The 15,673-nt window shown below is 72.7% G+C and carries 18 protein-coding genes; 10 read left to right on the top strand and 8 right to left on the bottom strand.

The features are described from left to right. Window positions 1-16: 16 nt before the first annotated feature. Window positions 17-1,648 carry an amidohydrolase gene (locus tag ACWDRW_RS34130; protein WP_451730443.1) on the bottom strand — a complete coding sequence of 544 codons (1,632 nt, stop codon included), beginning with the start codon at window positions 1,646-1,648 and terminating at the stop codon, window positions 17-19. A 62-nt stretch (window positions 1,649-1,710) separates the two neighbouring features. Next, window positions 1,711-3,204: an APC family permease gene (locus tag ACWDRW_RS34125; RefSeq protein ID WP_451730440.1), complete on the bottom strand. Its 1,494-nt coding sequence runs from the start codon at window positions 3,202-3,204 to the stop codon at window positions 1,711-1,713. A 122-nt stretch (window positions 3,205-3,326) separates the two neighbouring features. Here ACWDRW_RS34125 and ACWDRW_RS34120 point away from each other — a divergent pair, with 122 nt between their 5' ends. The 3 genes from ACWDRW_RS34120 (at window position 3,327) to ACWDRW_RS34110 (ending at window position 5,050) form a co-directional block, all read left to right on the top strand. Next, window positions 3,327-4,040, top strand: a complete 714-nt coding sequence (locus ACWDRW_RS34120) for a helix-turn-helix domain-containing protein (RefSeq protein ID WP_451730437.1) — start codon at window positions 3,327-3,329, stop codon at window positions 4,038-4,040. 58 nt (window positions 4,041-4,098) lie between these two features. Next, window positions 4,099-4,563, top strand: a complete 465-nt coding sequence (locus ACWDRW_RS34115; RefSeq protein ID WP_451730434.1) for a pyridoxamine 5'-phosphate oxidase family protein — start codon at window positions 4,099-4,101, stop codon at window positions 4,561-4,563. Window positions 4,564-4,657: 94 nt separating this feature from the next. After that, the gene (locus ACWDRW_RS34110) at window positions 4,658-5,050 is read left to right on the top strand and encodes a VOC family protein (RefSeq protein WP_451730431.1); all 393 of its coding nucleotides are present in this window, start codon (window positions 4,658-4,660) and stop codon (window positions 5,048-5,050) included. A gap of 9 nt (window positions 5,051-5,059) precedes the next feature. Here ACWDRW_RS34110 and ACWDRW_RS34105 read toward each other — a convergent pair whose 3' ends face one another. Together ACWDRW_RS34105 and ACWDRW_RS34100 are read right to left on the bottom strand one after the other, a co-directional pair. Beyond that, window positions 5,060-5,341: a DUF4235 domain-containing protein gene (locus ACWDRW_RS34105; protein ID WP_451730553.1), complete on the bottom strand. Its 282-nt coding sequence runs from the start codon at window positions 5,339-5,341 to the stop codon at window positions 5,060-5,062. Between the two features lie 106 nt (window positions 5,342-5,447). Then, window positions 5,448-6,461 carry a glutathione S-transferase family protein gene (locus ACWDRW_RS34100; protein ID WP_451730428.1) on the bottom strand — a complete coding sequence of 338 codons (1,014 nt, stop codon included), beginning with the start codon at window positions 6,459-6,461 and terminating at the stop codon, window positions 5,448-5,450. Window positions 6,462-6,597: 136 nt separating this feature from the next. Between ACWDRW_RS34100 and ACWDRW_RS34095 the strand changes: the two genes are divergently transcribed. Beyond that, window positions 6,598-7,521, top strand: a complete 924-nt coding sequence (locus ACWDRW_RS34095; RefSeq protein WP_451730551.1) for a cation diffusion facilitator family transporter — start codon at window positions 6,598-6,600, stop codon at window positions 7,519-7,521. Window positions 7,522-7,583: 62 nt separating this feature from the next. Here the strand turns inward: ACWDRW_RS34095 and ACWDRW_RS34090 are convergent, their stop codons facing one another. Both ACWDRW_RS34090 and ACWDRW_RS34085 read right to left on the bottom strand, forming a co-directional pair. Beyond that, complete coding sequence (locus ACWDRW_RS34090) at window positions 7,584-8,033, bottom strand: nitroreductase family deazaflavin-dependent oxidoreductase (protein ID WP_451730426.1); 450 nt, start codon at window positions 8,031-8,033, stop codon at window positions 7,584-7,586. Window positions 8,034-8,435: 402 nt separating this feature from the next. Next, window positions 8,436-9,341, bottom strand: a complete 906-nt coding sequence (locus ACWDRW_RS34085; RefSeq protein ID WP_451730423.1) for a sigma-70 family RNA polymerase sigma factor — start codon at window positions 9,339-9,341, stop codon at window positions 8,436-8,438. Between the two features lie 66 nt (window positions 9,342-9,407). Between ACWDRW_RS34085 and ACWDRW_RS34080 the strand changes: the two genes are divergently transcribed. Next, window positions 9,408-10,085 carry an FMN-dependent NADH-azoreductase gene (locus ACWDRW_RS34080; protein WP_451730421.1) on the top strand — a complete coding sequence of 226 codons (678 nt, stop codon included), beginning with the start codon at window positions 9,408-9,410 and terminating at the stop codon, window positions 10,083-10,085. A gap of 2 nt (window positions 10,086-10,087) precedes the next feature. On the opposite strand, the gene ACWDRW_RS34075 is transcribed toward ACWDRW_RS34080, so the two are convergent. After that, window positions 10,088-10,639, bottom strand: coding sequence for a TetR/AcrR family transcriptional regulator (locus ACWDRW_RS34075; RefSeq protein WP_451730418.1), 552 nt, complete (start codon window positions 10,637-10,639; stop codon window positions 10,088-10,090). A gap of 112 nt (window positions 10,640-10,751) precedes the next feature. Between ACWDRW_RS34075 and ACWDRW_RS34070 the strand changes: the two genes are divergently transcribed. From ACWDRW_RS34070 to ACWDRW_RS34055, 4 genes are all read left to right on the top strand, one after another. Beyond that, window positions 10,752-11,198, top strand: coding sequence for a nuclear transport factor 2 family protein (locus ACWDRW_RS34070; RefSeq protein WP_451730415.1), 447 nt, complete (start codon window positions 10,752-10,754; stop codon window positions 11,196-11,198). A 9-nt stretch (window positions 11,199-11,207) separates the two neighbouring features. After that, window positions 11,208-11,744, top strand: coding sequence for a flavoprotein (locus ACWDRW_RS34065; protein ID WP_451730412.1), 537 nt, complete (start codon window positions 11,208-11,210; stop codon window positions 11,742-11,744). Between the two features lie 6 nt (window positions 11,745-11,750). Beyond that, window positions 11,751-11,876, top strand: coding sequence for a hypothetical protein (locus tag ACWDRW_RS34060; RefSeq protein WP_451730410.1), 126 nt, complete (start codon window positions 11,751-11,753; stop codon window positions 11,874-11,876). A 325-nt stretch (window positions 11,877-12,201) separates the two neighbouring features. After that, a complete protein-coding gene (locus ACWDRW_RS34055; protein ID WP_451730407.1) occupies window positions 12,202-13,119 on the top strand; it encodes an adenosine kinase in 918 nt (305 codons plus the stop codon). Window positions 13,120-13,511: 392 nt separating this feature from the next. On the opposite strand, the gene ACWDRW_RS34050 is transcribed toward ACWDRW_RS34055, so the two are convergent. Next, window positions 13,512-14,402 carry a hypothetical protein gene (locus ACWDRW_RS34050; protein WP_451730404.1) on the bottom strand — a complete coding sequence of 297 codons (891 nt, stop codon included), beginning with the start codon at window positions 14,400-14,402 and terminating at the stop codon, window positions 13,512-13,514. A gap of 184 nt (window positions 14,403-14,586) precedes the next feature. Between ACWDRW_RS34050 and ACWDRW_RS34045 the strand changes: the two genes are divergently transcribed. Continuing rightward, window positions 14,587-15,555 carry an aldo/keto reductase gene (locus ACWDRW_RS34045; protein WP_451730401.1) on the top strand — a complete coding sequence of 323 codons (969 nt, stop codon included), beginning with the start codon at window positions 14,587-14,589 and terminating at the stop codon, window positions 15,553-15,555. The last annotated feature ends 118 nt before the right edge of the window (window positions 15,556-15,673 follow it).

Genomic DNA, 15,673 nt, shown 5'->3' with positions numbered 1-15,673 from the left:
TGATCTCCGTTACTGCTCAACCCTGTTGAGCTGCGTATACTCGCGCGCCCCCGACAAAGGTCTGCACCACCCGCGTGTAGGCGATCTCCTCCGGGGGCCCTGCGAAGGGGTCGCGGTCCAGGAGCACGAGATCCGCCAGCGCCCCCGGGCGCACCTGGCCGGTGTCGTCGAGATGGTTCACATACGCCGATCCCGCCGTGTACGCCGTCAGCGCCTCGGCGAGCCCCAGACGTTCGCCCGGCAGGAACACCGGACCCGAGCCCCCGGGCTCCACCCGGTTCACCGCCACATGGACGCCCTGGAGCGGATCGGGACTGCTGACCGGCCAGTCGCTGCCCGCCGCGAGCCGGGCACCGGAGCGCAGCAGCGCGCCGAACGGATACTGCCATCCGGCCCGTTCGGGCCCGAGGAACGGGATCGTCAGCTCGTCCATCTGCGGCTCGTGCGCCGCCCACAGCGGCTGGATGTTCGCCGTGGCGCCGAGCGCCGCGAAGCGCGGCACGTCCTCGGGATGCACGACCTGAAGATGCGCCAGGTGGGGCCGCGTGTCGCTCGGCCCGTTGGCCGACCGCGCCGCCTCGATCGCGTCCAGCGCGTCGCGTACGGCCCGGTCGCCCAGCGCGTGGAAGTGACACTGGAAACCGAGCGCGTCCAGCTCGGTGATGTACTTGGGCAGGTGATCCGGGTCGACGAAGCTCGTGCCCCGGTTGGCCGTGGCGCAGCCGCACTTGTCCAGATACGGCTCCAGCAGCGCGGCCGTGCCGTTCTCGGCGACCCCGTCCAGCATCAGCTTCACGGTCCCGGCGCGGAACCGGCCGAGGCTCAACGCCGCTCGCCGCTCGACCAGTTCGGGGATCTGCTCGGCGCCCCGGCCGCGGTCCCACCACAGGGCGCCCACGACCCGCGCGGTCAGCGAGCCGTCACGGGCCGCCGCCAGATAGGCCTCGGCCGGGTCGTCCATCCCGAGGAAGTCCCCGACGAGCGCGTCCTGCCAGGCCGTGATGCCGAGCGCGTGCAGATGGCGCTGGGCGTGCAGCAGCGCGGCGAGCCGGTCCTCGGCCGAGGCCGGGGGAGTGAGCCGCCCGACGAGCTGCATCGCGCCCTCCTGAAGCGTGCCGCTCGGCGCGCCGGACGCGTCCCGTTCGATCCGCCCGTCCGCCGGGTCGGGCGTGTCGCGGGTGACCCCGGCGAGTTCCAGGGCCCGGCTGTTGACCCAGGCGCCGTGGTGGTCGCGGTTCGGCAGATACACCGGCCGGTCCGGCACCACCGCGTCGAGGAGTTCCCTCGTCGGCGTACCGCCCTCGAACGCCTCCATCGACCAGCCGCCCCCGGTGATCCACTCCCGCTCCGGGTGCGCCTTCGCGTACGCCCGTACGGCGGCGACCGACTCGGCGGCCGTCTTCGCCCCGGTCAGATCGCACTGCGTCAGTTCGAGGCCCGCCGGAACGGGATGGACATGCGCGTCCTGGAACCCGGGCAGCAGCAGCCGCCCCGCGAGGTCGACCACCTCGGTGCGCGGCCCGGCGAGTTCCCGTACCTCGTCCCCTCCTACGGCCGTGATGCGGTCGCCGTTGACGGCCACCGCGGTGGCCCTCCGGCCCTCGGGGGTGAGGACGGGGCCGCCGGTGAAGATCAGATCTGCGTGCATTTTCCGTTTCCTGGGTTGGGTCGGTGAAGTCCGCCGTGGGTCGCACCCGCCCGGCGGAGCACCTAGTGGTGGGTCGGGATCAACTGCGGGGCCTCGGAGTCGGTGCCCCGGCCGGTGCGGAAGTACGGCGATCTGCGCACGAAGCGTGCCCAGGCGGCGGCCAGGAAGCCGGAGGCGATCATCGCCAGCGGGGTGGCCAGCAGGAACCAGCCGTTGTCCGCGCTGACTTCGAAGTGGTCGGCGGAGGTGGCGAAGGACCAGCCGAGATAGCCGCCGAGCCCGAGCAGGGTCAGCGCGCTGAGCGTGGGCAGCACCACCGCGCGGATCCCCTGCCGCCAGTCCTCGCGCAGCAGGGTGCGGAAGCGGACGGCGGCGGCGAGCGCGGTGAGCGCGTAGGACAGGGCGACCACGATGCCCACGGCGCTCACCGTCGCCATGATCATGTCCGCGAGCCGCGGGATGACCAGGGCGAGCGTCGCGACCGCGGCCGCGAGCGCGCCGATCAGCAGCGTCCCGGCGGCCGGAGTCCCGTACCGGGGGCTGACCTTGGACCACACCGGTCCGAGCGTACGGTCCCGGCTCATCGCGAACATCCCCCGGGCCGCCGGGATCACGCCCGCCTGGAGCGAGGCCACCGCGGAGAACATCAGCGCCACCAACGGCAGCGCCGCCAGCGGCTGGTCGGCGAGCCGCTCACCGAAGAAGGCCAGGCCCTCGGCGCCATGACCGGCCAACTCTTCCTCGGACAGGACGCGCTGGAAGGCGACCGAGCCGAGCAGGAACAGCGCCAGCATGGTGAACAGGGTGGTGAAGCCGGCCTTCGACGCCTCCCGGGGGTCGCGCACCTCCTCGTTGACGGTGAAAGCGGCTTCGAAGCCCCAGTAGCAGAAGACCGACAGCAGCAGACCCTGGGCGAGCGCCGTCGGTGACGGGAGGGCGAACGGGTCGAACCAGCTCAGGCTGAAGTCGTGCGGCCCGGTGACGATGCCGTAGCCGCAGAAGCCGAGCAGGACGGCGTACTCGAAGACCAGCAGCCAGCCCTGGAGGCGCGCCGCCTTGCGGACGCCGGTGACGGCCGTGACGGTGACCGCCGCCAGGACGCCGATGCCCACCGCGGTGGTCTGCGCGGTGGACCCCGGGTCCAGGTCCAGGCCGCCGATCCGGTGCACGCCCGCGTCCCCGGCGAGCTGGATGATCGCCGAGCCGGTGACCGCCGTGGTGTAGGCGAGGAAGGCCACCGTCGCCACGAGGGTCACCCATCCGACCATGAAGCCGAGCCAGGGATTCAGCGAACGGCCCACCCACACATAGCCGTTGCCCGCGTTCGGCTCCACCCGGTTGAGGCGTGCGTAGGCGCCCGCGATGCCCAGGACCGGCAGGAAGGCCAGCAGCATGATCGCTGGCAGATGCAGGCCGACGACTCCGGCGGTGACCCCGAGGCCGATGCCGATGCTGGTGGTGGCCGCCGTACTGGAGGCGGCGATGGCGACGCCGTCGAGGACGCCGAGGGATCTGCGCAGCGCGGGTGGGTCCTGGGCTGGGGGTGTGTCGGTCATGGCGGGCTCCGCTCGCACCAGGGGGCCGCGTTCGGCCCCGGTGACCGCACATGAAACTGGCCGGCCACTTCACAGGTCAACGGTGTTGTCATAAGGTGCGGCCACCGACCGAGGGAGGCAGCATGACCGACCGTGTCGTCCCGGCCGCCGACCGGCGGCGCAGGCGCCCCACCAAACAGGGCGTCGTGCTGTCCGAGGAGCTGATCGTCGCCACCGCGCTGCGGCTGATCGAGGAACACGGCGCCGAGGCCCTGTCCGTGCGCCGCCTGGGCCGCGCCCTCGGCGCCGACCCCAGCTCCCTCTACCGCTACTTCCGGCACACCGACGACCTGATGCTCGCCATCGCCGACGAGCTGATCGGACGGACGCTGCGGACCTGGCGGCGCACCGGCGACTGGCGGGCCGACCTGCGCGACCTGGGCCTGCGTATGCACGCCGGCGCGCTCGCCCATCCCCGGGCCGCCGTGCTCAGCGCCTACCGGGTGACCGGACGCGCGCACGAGATCAAGGCCGTGGAGACGGGGCTCGGCGTGCTGCGCCTGGCCGGCTTCCCCGACGCCGACGCGGTGCGCGTCTACCACGCCTTCGTCGACCAGGCCCTCGCCTTCGGCGCCCTGGACTCCGCCAGCACGGCCCTGCCCCAGGCGGCCCGGGACGCCGAGTACGCCGTATGGCAGGCGACGTACGCGCGGCTGCCCGCGGACACCCACCCGCACATCGCCGCGACCGCCCCTCATCTCGTCGCCGACATGCGGCGCAGCTCCTATCCGGCGGCGCTGGAGCTGCTGCTGAGCGCGGCGGCGGCGGAACTGGCGGAAATCCGGGGACGTGCGTGATCATCCGCTGCGAGACTGGTCCGCACCGAACACGCTCTCGTCTGGAGGCAGTCCCGCGATGACCCCACCGCCCGCACGTCCCGCGAAGCAGCGCAAGCTCGACACCCTGCACCGCCTGGAGCACGACGAGGACGTGTGGGTCGCCACCGCGGCCCCCGACGGGGGAGCGCCCTATCTCGTACCCCTGTCCTTCCTGTGGGACGGTGAGACGCTGCTCCTCGCCACCCCGGCCGCGAGCCCCACGGGCCGGAACCTGAAGGCGACCGGAGTGGTGCGGCTGGGGCTCGGGCCGACCCGGGACGTGGTGATGATCGAGGGCGGTGTCGAGGCGCTCACGCCGGCCGAGCTGCGCGCGGGCGAGGGGGACCGGTTCGCCGCCGCGACCGGCTTCGACCCGCGCGAACTCACCACCGCCTACCTGTACTTCCGGGTCCGGCCGCTGCGTGTCCAGGCGTGGCGCGAGGCGAACGAGCTCGCCGGGCGCGAGCTGATGCGCGACGGGGCGTGGCTGGTCGCGGACTGACGGGGCGCGGACTGATTTCGGCGGGCCGGGATATCCGGACGGTAAAGGGCGGCGAGGCAGTTCGGCCTCGCGTCCGGATACCTACGGAGGAGACATGGCACTGGTGAAAGCGGGGGTCTTGGTGCTCGACTGTGCCGAGCCCGAGAAGCTCGCCGTGTTCTACACGGAACTGCTGGAGGGTGAGCAGACGGACGCGAACGCCAACCGGGTGGAGATCCGGGGCGCCGACGGCACCCGGCTGGCCTTCCGCCGGGATGTGAACGCCACGCCGCCGAGCTGGCCCCGCCCGGAGAACTCCCTTCAGGCCCACCTGGACTTCGTGGTGGAGGACCTGGACGAGGCCGAGCGCAGGGTGGTCGGCCTGGGCGGGCGGCCGCTGGACACCAAGGATGTCTCGAGTCCCTTCGAGGAACGCGGCTACGCCGACCCGGCCGGCCACTCCTTCACCCTGCGCAAGGTGACACCCACGGCACCGAAACAGGGCTAGAGCCAGGCCTCAGGCATGCGCCTCGGCCTTGGCCTTGGCCTTCTTGATCTCGTCGCCGGAGGGCCACACGCCCGTGGACCGTTCGACGGCCTTGGCGCCGGTGCGGTTCAGGGCGCTGCGGACCACCGCGAAGATGGCGCCCTGGATCGCGGCCGCCAGGAGGACCTCGCCCCAGCCGCGCTCCCGGTCCAGGGCGTCGGGGGCGTCGTCCTCGTGCCGGATCGCCTTCCAGGTCGTCTTGAAGACCAGTCCGGCGAGCGCGCCGCCCGCCCAGCCCATCGCGAATCCCATGGGTTTGTAGGCCAGGGGGAGTTTGAGCTTCTGCTGCTTCTGCTTGGCCACGTCTGCCTCCTTGATGGTCAGGGTCGTCCTCGGCCCTCGGGGTTGTCCTCAGGCCTCAGGGTCGTCCTCGGTCCGCTACCCGCTCCGCCGCAGGTACAGGCCCGGGCGGTGTTCCCGTGCCGAAGGGTCGACCGCCCAGCTTCTCGCGCCCGTGCGGGCTCCGCCAGCCGGACAGGTCCGGTCCGAGGGGCACGACACCGGTCGGGTTGATACCGGTGTGCACCTGGTAGTAGTGCCGCTTGATGTGATCGAAGTCGACGGTGTCACCGAAGCCGGGCGTCTGGTAGAGGTCCCGGGCGTACGCCCACAGCACCGGGTCCTCCGTCAGCTTCCACCGGTTGCACTTGAAGTGACCGTGGTAGACGGCGTCGAACCGCACCAGCGTGGTGAACAGCCGGATGTCCGCCTCGGTGATGGCGTCCCCGACCAGATAGCGCTGCTTCCCGAGGCGCCGCGAGAGCAGCTCCAGCCGCCGGAACACGCCCGCGCAGGCCGCCTCGTACTCCTCCTGTTCCACCGCGAACCCGGCCCGGTACACGCCGTTGTTGACGTCCTCGTACACCTCCGCCATCACCTGGTCGATCTCCTCCCGCGACCCGGCCGGATACAGATCGGGAGCCCCGTTCCGGTGCAGGGCCGCCCACTCGGTGGCGAGGTCCAGGGTGATGCGCTGGTAGTCGTTGGTGACCAGCTTCCCGCTCGGCACGTCCACGATCGCGGGCACGCTGACCCCGCCGGGCGCGTCCGGCTCGCGCGCGTCGTAGGCCTCGGCGAGGAAACGGATGCCGAGCACCGGGTCACGGTCCTCCGGGTCCAGGGTGAAGCGCCAGCTGCGGTCGTCCTGGATCGGGTCGGCCACGGCCAGCGACAGCGCGTCCTCCAGGCCGAGCAGCCGCCGGGAGATCACCGCCCGGCTCGCCCAGGGACAGGCACGGCTGACGACCAGCCGGTAGCGGCCCGCCTCCACCGGCCAGCCGTCCCGGCCGTCGGCGGTGATCCGGTCCGCGAAATGGCTCTTGGACCGGGTGAACGACTTGTGGCCGTAGGCCGCGTTGCCGTCGTCGGGCATGACGTGCTCCTCCCTCTCGGACACTCCCCGGGTCCCCCGTTTTCGGCCGACGGCACGGTGTGATCGGCTCCTCGCAGGGCATCCGGCGGGAATGAGCGACAAGGAGAGGACAGCGGACCACAGGACGCGGGTCACCGTGCTGGTGGCGCTGGCGGCGAATTTGGTCATCGCGGTGGCCAAGGCGGTCGGCGGGCTGCTCGCCCAGTCACCGGCCCTGCTGTCGGAGGCGGCCCACTCGGTCGCCGACAGCGTGAACGAGGTCTTCCTGCTCGCCGCGCTGCGCCGCAGCCGCCGCCCCCCGGACCGGCGGCACCCCTTCGGCTACGGCAAGGAACGCTTCTTCTGGTCGCTGCTCGCCGCCGTGGGGATCTTCGTCATGGGTGGCTGCTTCTCCTTCTTCCAGGGCCTCGAAGCCCTGCGGAACGGCACCGAGGAGAAGCTGGAGGGCTATGTCGCCGGAATGATCGTGCTCGCCGTCGCCCTCCTTGCCGAGGGGGCCTCGCTGGCCCGGGCCCTGTACCAGGCGAAACGGCAGGGCGGCCTCACCGCGGGCGGCCTGCGCGACCCGGCGCTGCGCACGGTCGTCGCCGAGGACGGCACCGCGGTACTCGGCGTGACCCTCGCCCTGACCGGCATGGCCCTGCACATGGTCACCGGCCAGGTCGTCTACGAGGCCGCCGCCTCCCTCGCGATCGGGGCGCTGCTCGTCTACGTCGCCTACCGGCTCGGCCGTGACGCCCGGGCCCAGCTGATCGGCGAGGCCGCCGACCCCGAGGCCGCGGACCGGATCCGGTCCCTGCTCCGGGAACAGCCGGAGATCGACAGCGTGGAGGCGCTGTTCACCATGAAGACCGGTCTGGAGACGGTCCTGGTGGCCGCCCGGGTGGACCTGATGCCGGGGCTGGACAGCGAAGAGGTGGAGGAGGTCGCCGTGCGGATCAAGCGGTCCGTCGCCGACGCCGTACCGGAGGCCGAGCAGATCTTCCTGGACATCACCGACCGTGCCGCCCAGGAGGCAGCGGAAAGCCCCGCCGCGACGGGGGAACGCGGCGGGGCCTGACACGCGGGTGCCCGGCGGACACGGGTTCATGCGTCCCCGGAACAAGATTTTTCCGGGGACGGTCAGTCGCCCTCGCCCGGCTCCAGCACGAACACCGGGATCTCGCGGTCGGTCTTCCGCTGGTAGTCCGCGTACGGCGGATAGGCCGCGACCGCGCGCTCCCACCACGCGGCCTTCTCCGCGCCGGTGACCTCACGGGCCGTCATGTCCCGCTTGTCCGGGCCGTCCTGGAGCTCCACCAAGGGCTCGGCCTTGACGTTGTGGTACCAGACCGGGTGCTTGGGCGCCCCGCCCAGCGAGGCGACCGCCGCGTACCGGCCCTCGTGCTCGACCCGCATCAAGGGCGTCTTGCGGAGCTTGCCGCTCCTGGCACCCCGGGTGGTCAGCAGGATCACCGGCAGGCCGGTGTCCCGCAGGGTCGTCCCCCGGGTGCCGCCGGAGCTCTCGTACAGCTCCACCTGCTCGCGCACCCACTGGGTCGGGCTGGGTTCGTACTCGCCCTCGAGAGGCATGGCATCGGTCCCATCGTCGTGTTCGTGCGACTGGCAATCCCCTTCAACACAGATGCGTGCGCGTTTCATCCGTCCCGGTGGTCCGAGGGGGCCCTCTCAAGACCGAAGGCGGTCATCTCGACATCCCCCCGTCAGGTGGTCCGACGCGGTCCCTTCGGGCCGAGAGCGGCCACGGCGACTCGACCCGTCGGGTGGTCCGATGCGGCTCCTTCGGGCCGAGGGCGGCCACGGCGACTCAATCCGTCGGGTGGTCCGATGCGGCCTTTTCCGGGCCGGGGGTGGCCGTCTTGGCGTTCATCCGTCCCGGTGGTCCGATGCGGCTCCTTCGGGCCGAGGGCGGCCACGGCGACTCAATCCTTCAGGTGGTCCGATGCGGCCCTTTCCAGGCCGAGGGTGGCCGTTTCACCCGTCCCGGTGGTCCCATGCGGCTCCCTCGGGATCGAGGACGGCCACCTCGACGTCGCGCAGCCGCTCCGGGGCGGCGATCACCTCGTACCCGGCGATCCGCTCGCCCTCCACCCGCACCCTCAGGGCGAGCAGCAGCCGGCCGCGCGGGGCGACGACGAGGCCGACCCGGCCGTCGACGAGGGCCGGCGCAGCCCACCGGGCGCGGTCCCGCAGCAGCACCGTTCCCTCCGCCACGGCCCGGGCGCCGCGCAGTTCGGACGCCATCCCGGGCGGCAGCGCGGCGGGGTCCGCGTGACGCACCACGCCGGGGGCGAGGACGTCGAGCAGGGCGCCGACGTCCCCGCCCCGGGCGGCGGCCAGGAAGGCCTCCACGACCCGTCGGTGCCGGTCGAGCTCGGCGCCGCGCACCACCGGTGTGCCCCGCACCTTGAGGCGGGCGCGGCTGGCCAGCTTCTTCGCCGCCGGCCGCGAACGGCCCACGATCGGGGCGATCCGGTCGAAGGGCACGCCGAAGAGGTCGTGCAGCACGAACGCGACCCGCTCGGCCGGGCCCAGCCGGTCCAGGACGACCAGGAGGGCGAGGCCCACCGAGTCGCCGAGGACCGCCACGTCCTCCGGGCCGCCGGTGTCCGCGTCCCGCTCCGGCGGCCTTACCCCGAACGGCTCCTCGCGCCGTGCGGAGGGCGCGCGGAGCATGTCGAGGCAGATCCGGGAGACGACCGTGGTCAGCCAGGCCGAGAGGTTGTCGATGCCGTCGTCGCCGGTGCGCACCAGCCGCAGCCACGCCTCCTGCACGGCGTCCTCCGCCTCGTCGGGCGAGCCCAGCAGCCGGCCGGCGATGGCCCGCAGGCGCCCGCGCTCCGCCTCGAACCGCCGTGCCAGCCTCTCGTCCCCGGCCATGGGTCACCTTTCCTCGTCGAGTGCTGTCACCTCTGTGACGCATCCCGCCGGACAGAGGTGACCGTGATGAACCTGCTGCACATCGACTCCAGCGCCGACACCGCCGCCGACTCCGTGAGCAGGCGGCTCACCGCGCTGTTCGCCACCACCTGGCGCGCCACGCACGGCACCGGCCGGCACCGGCACCGCGATCTGTGCGCGGACCCGGTGCCCCCGCTGACCGCGGCCCAGGCCACCCTCGGCCGGCGCGTCCAGCGGGCCGGCCTGGTAGCGCCGGACAAGGTGCCAGCCCTCATCGAGGGCCCCGCCGAGGAGCGCGAGTGGGCGCTGACGCTGCCCCTGATCGAGGAACTGCGCGCCGCCGACACCCTGCTGCTCGGGGTGCCGATGTACAACTTCGCGGTGCCTGCGGCGCTGAAGGCGTGGATCGACCGGGTCACCTTCCCCGGCGCCTTCACCGCCCCGGACACCGGGGAGAGCCTGCTGAGCAACCTGCGGGTGGTAGCGGTCATGGCACGGGGCGGGGGCTACGGGCCGGGCACGCCGCGCGAGCAAGACGACTTCCAGACGCCGTACCTGAGGGCCTACTTCGGCAATCTCGGCGTCGCAGCGGAGAACCTCCACCTGGTCGCGGCCGAGCTGACCATGGCCGCGCGGATGCCGCACCTGGCCGGTCTCGCTCCACTGGCCGAGGACTCCCTCGCCCGCGCCCGTGCGACGGTGACCTCCCTCGCGGCGGCCTGACCTCAGCGGGACTCCACCAGCAGCCGGGCCGCCTCCCGGGCCTCGGCGGCCGGTCGTGTGCTCCCCGTGATGCCCGCGGTCACCATGGCTCCCTCGGCCAGCAGGAACAGCGGCCCGGTCAGGTCCTCCGGCAGTCCCGCGTCGGCGACGAGACCGGCGAGGTAGTCCCGGAACGCCCGCTTGTGCGCCCGGACCCGCTCCGCCACCCGGTCGGAGGTCGCGCCCAGCTCGCCGTAGGAGTTGATCCACGCGCACCCGCGGAAGCCGTCCTCGCCGAACCACCGCTCCAGCCAGCCGAAGACGGCGAGGAGCCGCTCCACGGGGTCGTCGGTTCGCGCCACATGGGCGGCGAGCCGTTCGCGCCAGCGCACGTCGCGGCGCTCCAGGTACGCCTCCACCAACTGCTCCTTCGCGGGGAACAGTTGGTACAGCCGCTTGAGAGAGACCCCCGAGGCGCCACGGACGGCGTCCATGCCGACGGACTGGATGCCCCGGCCGTAGAACAGCTCCTCGGCGGCGTCCAGTGCCCGCTCCCGGGCGGTTGCGCTGTCCATTTCCGGCCACTCCCTGCACGACGGCTGCTTGACGTGAGAACGCACGTTCTCCTACCGTGCCGATGGTAGTGGAGAACGCGCGTTCTCCCTCTGTCCGCCCAGGAGGCCACTCATGACCGCCCGCCCGCCCCTGCCGCCCTTCACCCACGACAGCGCCGCGCGGAAGGTGCGCGCCGCCGAGGACGCCTGGAACACCCGCGACCCGCACAAGGTGGCGCTCGCCTACTCCGAGGACTCCGTCTGGCGCAACCGCGACACCTTCCTCACCGGCCGCGCCGCGATCGTAGAGTTCCTCACCGCGAAGTGGGCGCGCGAGCGGGAGTACGCGCTGCGCAAGGACCTGTGGGCCTACGACGGCAACCGCATCGCGGTCCGCTTCCAGTACGAGTGCCGCGACACCGACGGCCAGTGGTGGCGGTCGTACGGCAACGAGCTGTGGGAGTTCGACGAGCACGGCCTGATGACCCGGCGCGAGGCGAGCATCAACGACGTCCGCATCGAGGAGCACGAGCGGCGCATCCCCGGGGCGCGAAGGGGGGAGCCGCTGCCGGTTGAGTAGGGTGCACGGATGAGCGAACAGGCCGGGAAACCCTTCCTCTACGTCGTCGTCTGTGCCGCCGGAATCGCCGCGGGTGTGGGCAAGCTCGTCACCGCCGCGCAGGAGCGGGGCTGGGAGGTCGGGGTCATCGCGACGCCCGTCGCGATGAACGGCTTCTTCGACACGGCGGCCGTCGAGGCGCTGACCGGCCGCGCGATCCGCTCCGCCTGGCGCACCCCCGCCGACCCGCGCCCCTTCCCGCCGCCGGACGCGGTCGTCGTCGCGCCGGCCACCTTCAACACCGTCAACAAGTGGGCGGCGGGCCTAGCCGACACCCTCGCCGTGGCCACCCTGTGCGAGGCCTACGGCCTGGGCGTCCCGGTCGCCGCCCTGCCCTGCGTTGCCGACTCGCTGGCCGTCCACCCCGCCTACCAGGAGAGCCTGCTACGGCTGCGCGGTATGGGCGTGCGCTTCGGCGAGCCCTACACCGGCGAGCCCCAACCGGACGGCACGCGGCCGGACTTCGGCTGGGAACGGGCGCTGGACCTGCTCGCTCGGGCGGCGTGACGCTGCATGGAACAGCCGGGGGGTGAGCACGGCAGCCTCGGACTGCGCACCCATCCTTCCGAACAGGCGCGGGCGGAGGCGGCGCGGGAACGGGAGGGCCGGCTCACCGACTTCGGTGCGTCGGAGTCGTAGGCGCCGAGGAGACGGGCGTCAGAGTTGTCGGTGATACGGAGACCGGTGCCGAGGTGTCGCAACGGAACCTGCCCGGGATCATCGACGAGTACCCCGACTGGCGCCTTCCCGCGGCCGGTCCGGACGGCCGTCCGCTTCCGCTGGAGGAACTGACCGGGCACCGCGGCCCGCGCGCGGTCGCCGAAGTCCGCCGCGACCTGTCCCCGCGCGCGAGACCGACGCCACCAGCTGAAACCAACTTGCCGAAATTTCCTGCAAGTTCTTGCAGTACCCCTGCCGGGCTGTTTGACTCACCTCCCTGAGCCGAGAGGAACGAGGCAACCCCATGAGCATCGAGACCGACGTCCTCGTCCTGGGCGGCGCGGGCGTGGACACGATCGTCCACGTCCCCGAACTGCCCCTCCCGTACGCCGACAGCTACATGATCCGACCCGGCATCAAGACCCGAGCCGGACAGAGCGGGGACTTCGTCGCGGTCGGCCTGACCGCCCTGGGCCTGCGCACCCACCACCTCGACATGATCGGCGACGACCCGGAGGGCGACCTGGTCCGCGCCCTCCACCAGGAGCACGGCATCGCCCTGACCGCCGTACCGCAGCCCGCGGGCACCAAGCGGGCGGTCAACCTGGTCGGCCCCGACGGGCGGCGGCTGTCCCTCTACGACGACACGCGCTCCCGTCCGGACGACCGGTTCCCCGAGGAGACGCTGCGCGCGCTGGCCGCCCACGCCCGCCACGCGCACGTCGTCATCACCCACCCATGCTCCCAGGCCCTGCCCGTGCTGCGTGACGCCGGACTCACCGTCTCGACGGACCTGCACAACTGGGACGGCGTCAACCCCTACCACGAGCCCTTCGCCCTCGCCGCGGACGTCGTCTTCGTGTCCACCACCGCCCTCGCCGACCACGAGGCGACCATGCGGGACGTCGCCGCGCGCGGCCGGGCCCGTGTCGTCGTCGCCACGGCCGGCGCCGAGGGCGCCTACCTGCTGGCCGACGGCGCGCTCACGCACGTGCCCGCGGTCGAGCCGCACGCCCCGGTCGTCGACTCCAACGGCGCCGGCGACGCCTTCGCCGCCGCCTTCCTGCTCGGCTGGCTGGCCGGCGAGGACCCCGACCGGTGCGCCCGCTACGGCGCCGTCGCCGGTGCCTACGCCTGCACGGTCCCGTCCACCCGCACCGACGCCATCGGCCGCGAGGAACTCCTGGCGCGCGCCGCGGAGTTGGACGGGGACCTTGTATGACTGGTTACGACGTCGTCGTCCTCGGCGGGGGAGTGGCGGGCCTGCGTCCCGGCTTCCCGGCTGAACGAGGCGGCTGACCGGACCACACGGTGTGCCCGGGGAGCCGGGACCGGACCACGGCCCCGATCACCTCGCCCGGCCGCACAGGGACGCACGATTTCCGCGGTGGCGACCAGGCCGACCCCCCCGGTCCGGAGCCCGCCCGGTCCGGAGAAGGTGCTGACCGGCTTCCTGGAACGCACGGCGGCCGCGCTGCCCGACTGGCGGCTCGTCGGCCCACCCCGAGCCGGACGCGGAAACCGCCGCCCTGATCGGACACCACGAAAGCCCCGGGGCCTTCCTCGCCCCCGAGCGGCGCGCCACGCTCGCCCAGCGCCTGCCCACCCACGCACTTACCGACCCGCTGAGGGCCCAGACCCGCTGCGGGCCTCGGCGCACTCCACCGTCGGCCCCGCCAGCATGCCGCCCGTGTAGAGCGCCTGTCCCTTCGGCATCCAGTAGCCCAGCTTGGACACGACGGTGGAGCAGGTGTCGCGCAGCGCCACGCGGACCACCACCGTGGCGGGGCGGCCGGGCTGGAGGTCGGTCAGGGCGCAGTCGAGGGCGTACAGGTTCCGGGTCGTCGCGGGGTGGCTGCCGACCAGCGGATTGACGCACCGGGCGTCGTCCGTGGCCAGCTCCACCCCCGAAGCCTCCTCCCCGATCAGCCCGAACCGCGCACTGCCGTCACCGTGTTCGCTGTCGCGGTACACCGTGTACGTCAGCGTCGTCGCCGTACCGCGCCGCACGGTGCTCCGGTCGACCTCGACCCGGTGCGTCGGCGCGGCCTTGGGGGCACTCAGCGTGAGCGTGGCCCGCACCGTCCCGCGCAGGTCCACCCCGGCGGGGTCGGAGCGGACCCGGACGTCCGCCTCGACGTCGTACGTGCCCGGTCCCGGGTACTCCCGCGAGCCGGGCAGCGTGCCGGAGGCGACCTCCTGACCGGCGCGCCGCGCGGTCCAGGTGCCCGAGGTCAGGCACACCGGACGGGCGGACAGCGCGGCCCGGCGGCAGGTCGCGGGCGCCGAGACCGCCATCATCGGCGTACCGCCGCCCAGGCACAGCGACACCGAGGCCCGCTGTCCGCCCGGCCCCTGCAGGGTCCCGGCGGGCACGCAGAGCGTCGCGGGGCCCTCGGCCGCGGGCGCGGGCGACGGGTCCGGCGCGCCCCACGCGGGCGCGACGACACCGAGCGGCAGCAGCGCGGCCGCCCCGAGCAGAGTCCTCAGCCTGATCAGACGCATCCGCACCGCGAACCTCCCGCACGCTCGCGACCGGCCGGCGCCGGTCGTCCGCACCGAGAATGCGCCGCCGGTACGGCCGAATTGCCGCTCCCACGCCGCACGGTCACCTGTGGGCAGCAATGCGCCCCACCCCGGACGACGTACGCTCGCCTCGTTAGCGACCCCGAAGGCAGGAGCAGCAACGATGCAGTACGTGAAGCTCGGTTCGACGGGCCTGGACGTGTCGCGGATCTGTCTGGGCTGCATGACCTACGGGCTGCCCGACCGAGGCGTGCACGAGTGGACGCTGGACGAGGAGGCGTCCCGTCCGTTGATCCGTCAGGCGCTCGAAGCGGGCGTCAACTTCTTCGACACGGCCAATGTCTACTCCGACGGCACCAGCGAGGAGATCGTGGGCCGGGCGCTCGCCGACTTCGCCCGGCGCGACGACTACGTGCTGGCCACCAAGGTGCACGGCCGGATGCGGCCCGGCGCCAACGGCGGCGGCCTCTCCCGCAAGGTGATCATGACCGAGATCGACCACAGTCTCAGCCGCCTCGGCACCGACTACGTCGACCTCTACCAGATCCACCGCTTCGACCCGCACACCCCGGTCGAGGAGACCATGGAGGCGCTGCACGACCTCGTGAAGGCCGGCAAGGTGCGCTACCTCGGCGCGAGTTCGATGTACGCCTGGCAGTTCTCCAAGATGCAGTACACGGCGGAGCGGCACGGCTGGACCAAGTTCGTCTCCATGCAGAACCACTACAACCTCCTCTACCGCGAGGAGGAGCGCGAGATGCTGCCCCTGTGCGTGGACCAGGGCGTCGGCGTCCTGCCCTGGAGCCCGCTGGCCCGGGGCCGCCTCACCCGCGACTGGGGCACCGTCACCGGACGCAGCGCGAGCGACGACTTCGGCAGCCACCTCTACCAGGAGAGCGACCGCACGATCGTCGAGGCCGTGACCCGCGTCGCGAACGACCGCGGCGTCCCCCGCGCCCAGGTGGCCCTGGCCTGGCTGCTGCACCGCGACCCGGTGGTGGCCCCCATCGTCGGCGCGGCCAGGCCGCAGCACATCGAGGACGCGGTGGCGGCGGTGGAACTGACCCTCAGCGAGAAGGAGATCGAGGAGCTGGAACGGTCGTACACGGCCCGGGCCATCGTGGGCCACTGACCTAGTGCCGCGTCAGGCAACGTTCGCCCCGTCGCGTCGCCCGGCACGCACTCTCGCCGCACCGGGCACAAGCCCAAGTACATCCAGTACGAGGGCTTGCACCCGGCACGCCGAGAGC

This window comes from Streptomyces sp. NPDC003635 (assembly GCF_053587635.1).
Note: the sequence above shows the minus strand (reverse complement) of the source record. Positions and strands in the feature narration are given on the sequence as shown.

What these genes read in the sequence shown, in the direction of transcription:
- ACWDRW_RS34075 (WP_451730418.1), bottom strand. Translation starts at nt 10,639, where the DNA reads ATGGACAGCGCAACCGCCCGGGAGCGGGCACTGGACGCCGCCGAGGAG.
- ACWDRW_RS34080 (WP_451730421.1), top strand. Translation starts at nt 9,408, where the DNA reads ATGAACCTGCTGCACATCGACTCCAGCGCCGACACCGCCGCCGACTCC.
- ACWDRW_RS34105 (WP_451730553.1), bottom strand. Translation starts at nt 5,341, where the DNA reads ATGGGATTCGCGATGGGCTGGGCGGGCGGCGCGCTCGCCGGACTGGTC.
- ACWDRW_RS34045 (WP_451730401.1), top strand. Translation starts at nt 14,587, where the DNA reads ATGCAGTACGTGAAGCTCGGTTCGACGGGCCTGGACGTGTCGCGGATC.
- ACWDRW_RS34100 (WP_451730428.1), bottom strand. Translation starts at nt 6,461, where the DNA reads ATGCCCGACGACGGCAACGCGGCCTACGGCCACAAGTCGTTCACCCGG.
- ACWDRW_RS34090 (WP_451730426.1), bottom strand. Translation starts at nt 8,033, where the DNA reads ATGCCTCTCGAGGGCGAGTACGAACCCAGCCCGACCCAGTGGGTGCGC.
- ACWDRW_RS34070 (WP_451730415.1), top strand. Translation starts at nt 10,752, where the DNA reads ATGACCGCCCGCCCGCCCCTGCCGCCCTTCACCCACGACAGCGCCGCG.
- ACWDRW_RS34120 (WP_451730437.1), top strand. Translation starts at nt 3,327, where the DNA reads ATGACCGACCGTGTCGTCCCGGCCGCCGACCGGCGGCGCAGGCGCCCC.
- ACWDRW_RS34050 (WP_451730404.1), bottom strand. Translation starts at nt 14,402, where the DNA reads ATGCGTCTGATCAGGCTGAGGACTCTGCTCGGGGCGGCCGCGCTGCTG.
- ACWDRW_RS34060 (WP_451730410.1), top strand. Translation starts at nt 11,751, where the DNA reads ATGGAACAGCCGGGGGGTGAGCACGGCAGCCTCGGACTGCGCACCCAT.
- ACWDRW_RS34110 (WP_451730431.1), top strand. Translation starts at nt 4,658, where the DNA reads ATGGCACTGGTGAAAGCGGGGGTCTTGGTGCTCGACTGTGCCGAGCCC.
- ACWDRW_RS34125 (WP_451730440.1), bottom strand. Translation starts at nt 3,204, where the DNA reads ATGACCGACACACCCCCAGCCCAGGACCCACCCGCGCTGCGCAGATCC.
- ACWDRW_RS34085 (WP_451730423.1), bottom strand. Translation starts at nt 9,341, where the DNA reads ATGGCCGGGGACGAGAGGCTGGCACGGCGGTTCGAGGCGGAGCGCGGG.
- ACWDRW_RS34115 (WP_451730434.1), top strand. Translation starts at nt 4,099, where the DNA reads ATGACCCCACCGCCCGCACGTCCCGCGAAGCAGCGCAAGCTCGACACC.
- ACWDRW_RS34130 (WP_451730443.1), bottom strand. Translation starts at nt 1,648, where the DNA reads ATGCACGCAGATCTGATCTTCACCGGCGGCCCCGTCCTCACCCCCGAG.
- ACWDRW_RS34055 (WP_451730407.1), top strand. Translation starts at nt 12,202, where the DNA reads ATGAGCATCGAGACCGACGTCCTCGTCCTGGGCGGCGCGGGCGTGGAC.
- ACWDRW_RS34065 (WP_451730412.1), top strand. Translation starts at nt 11,208, where the DNA reads ATGAGCGAACAGGCCGGGAAACCCTTCCTCTACGTCGTCGTCTGTGCC.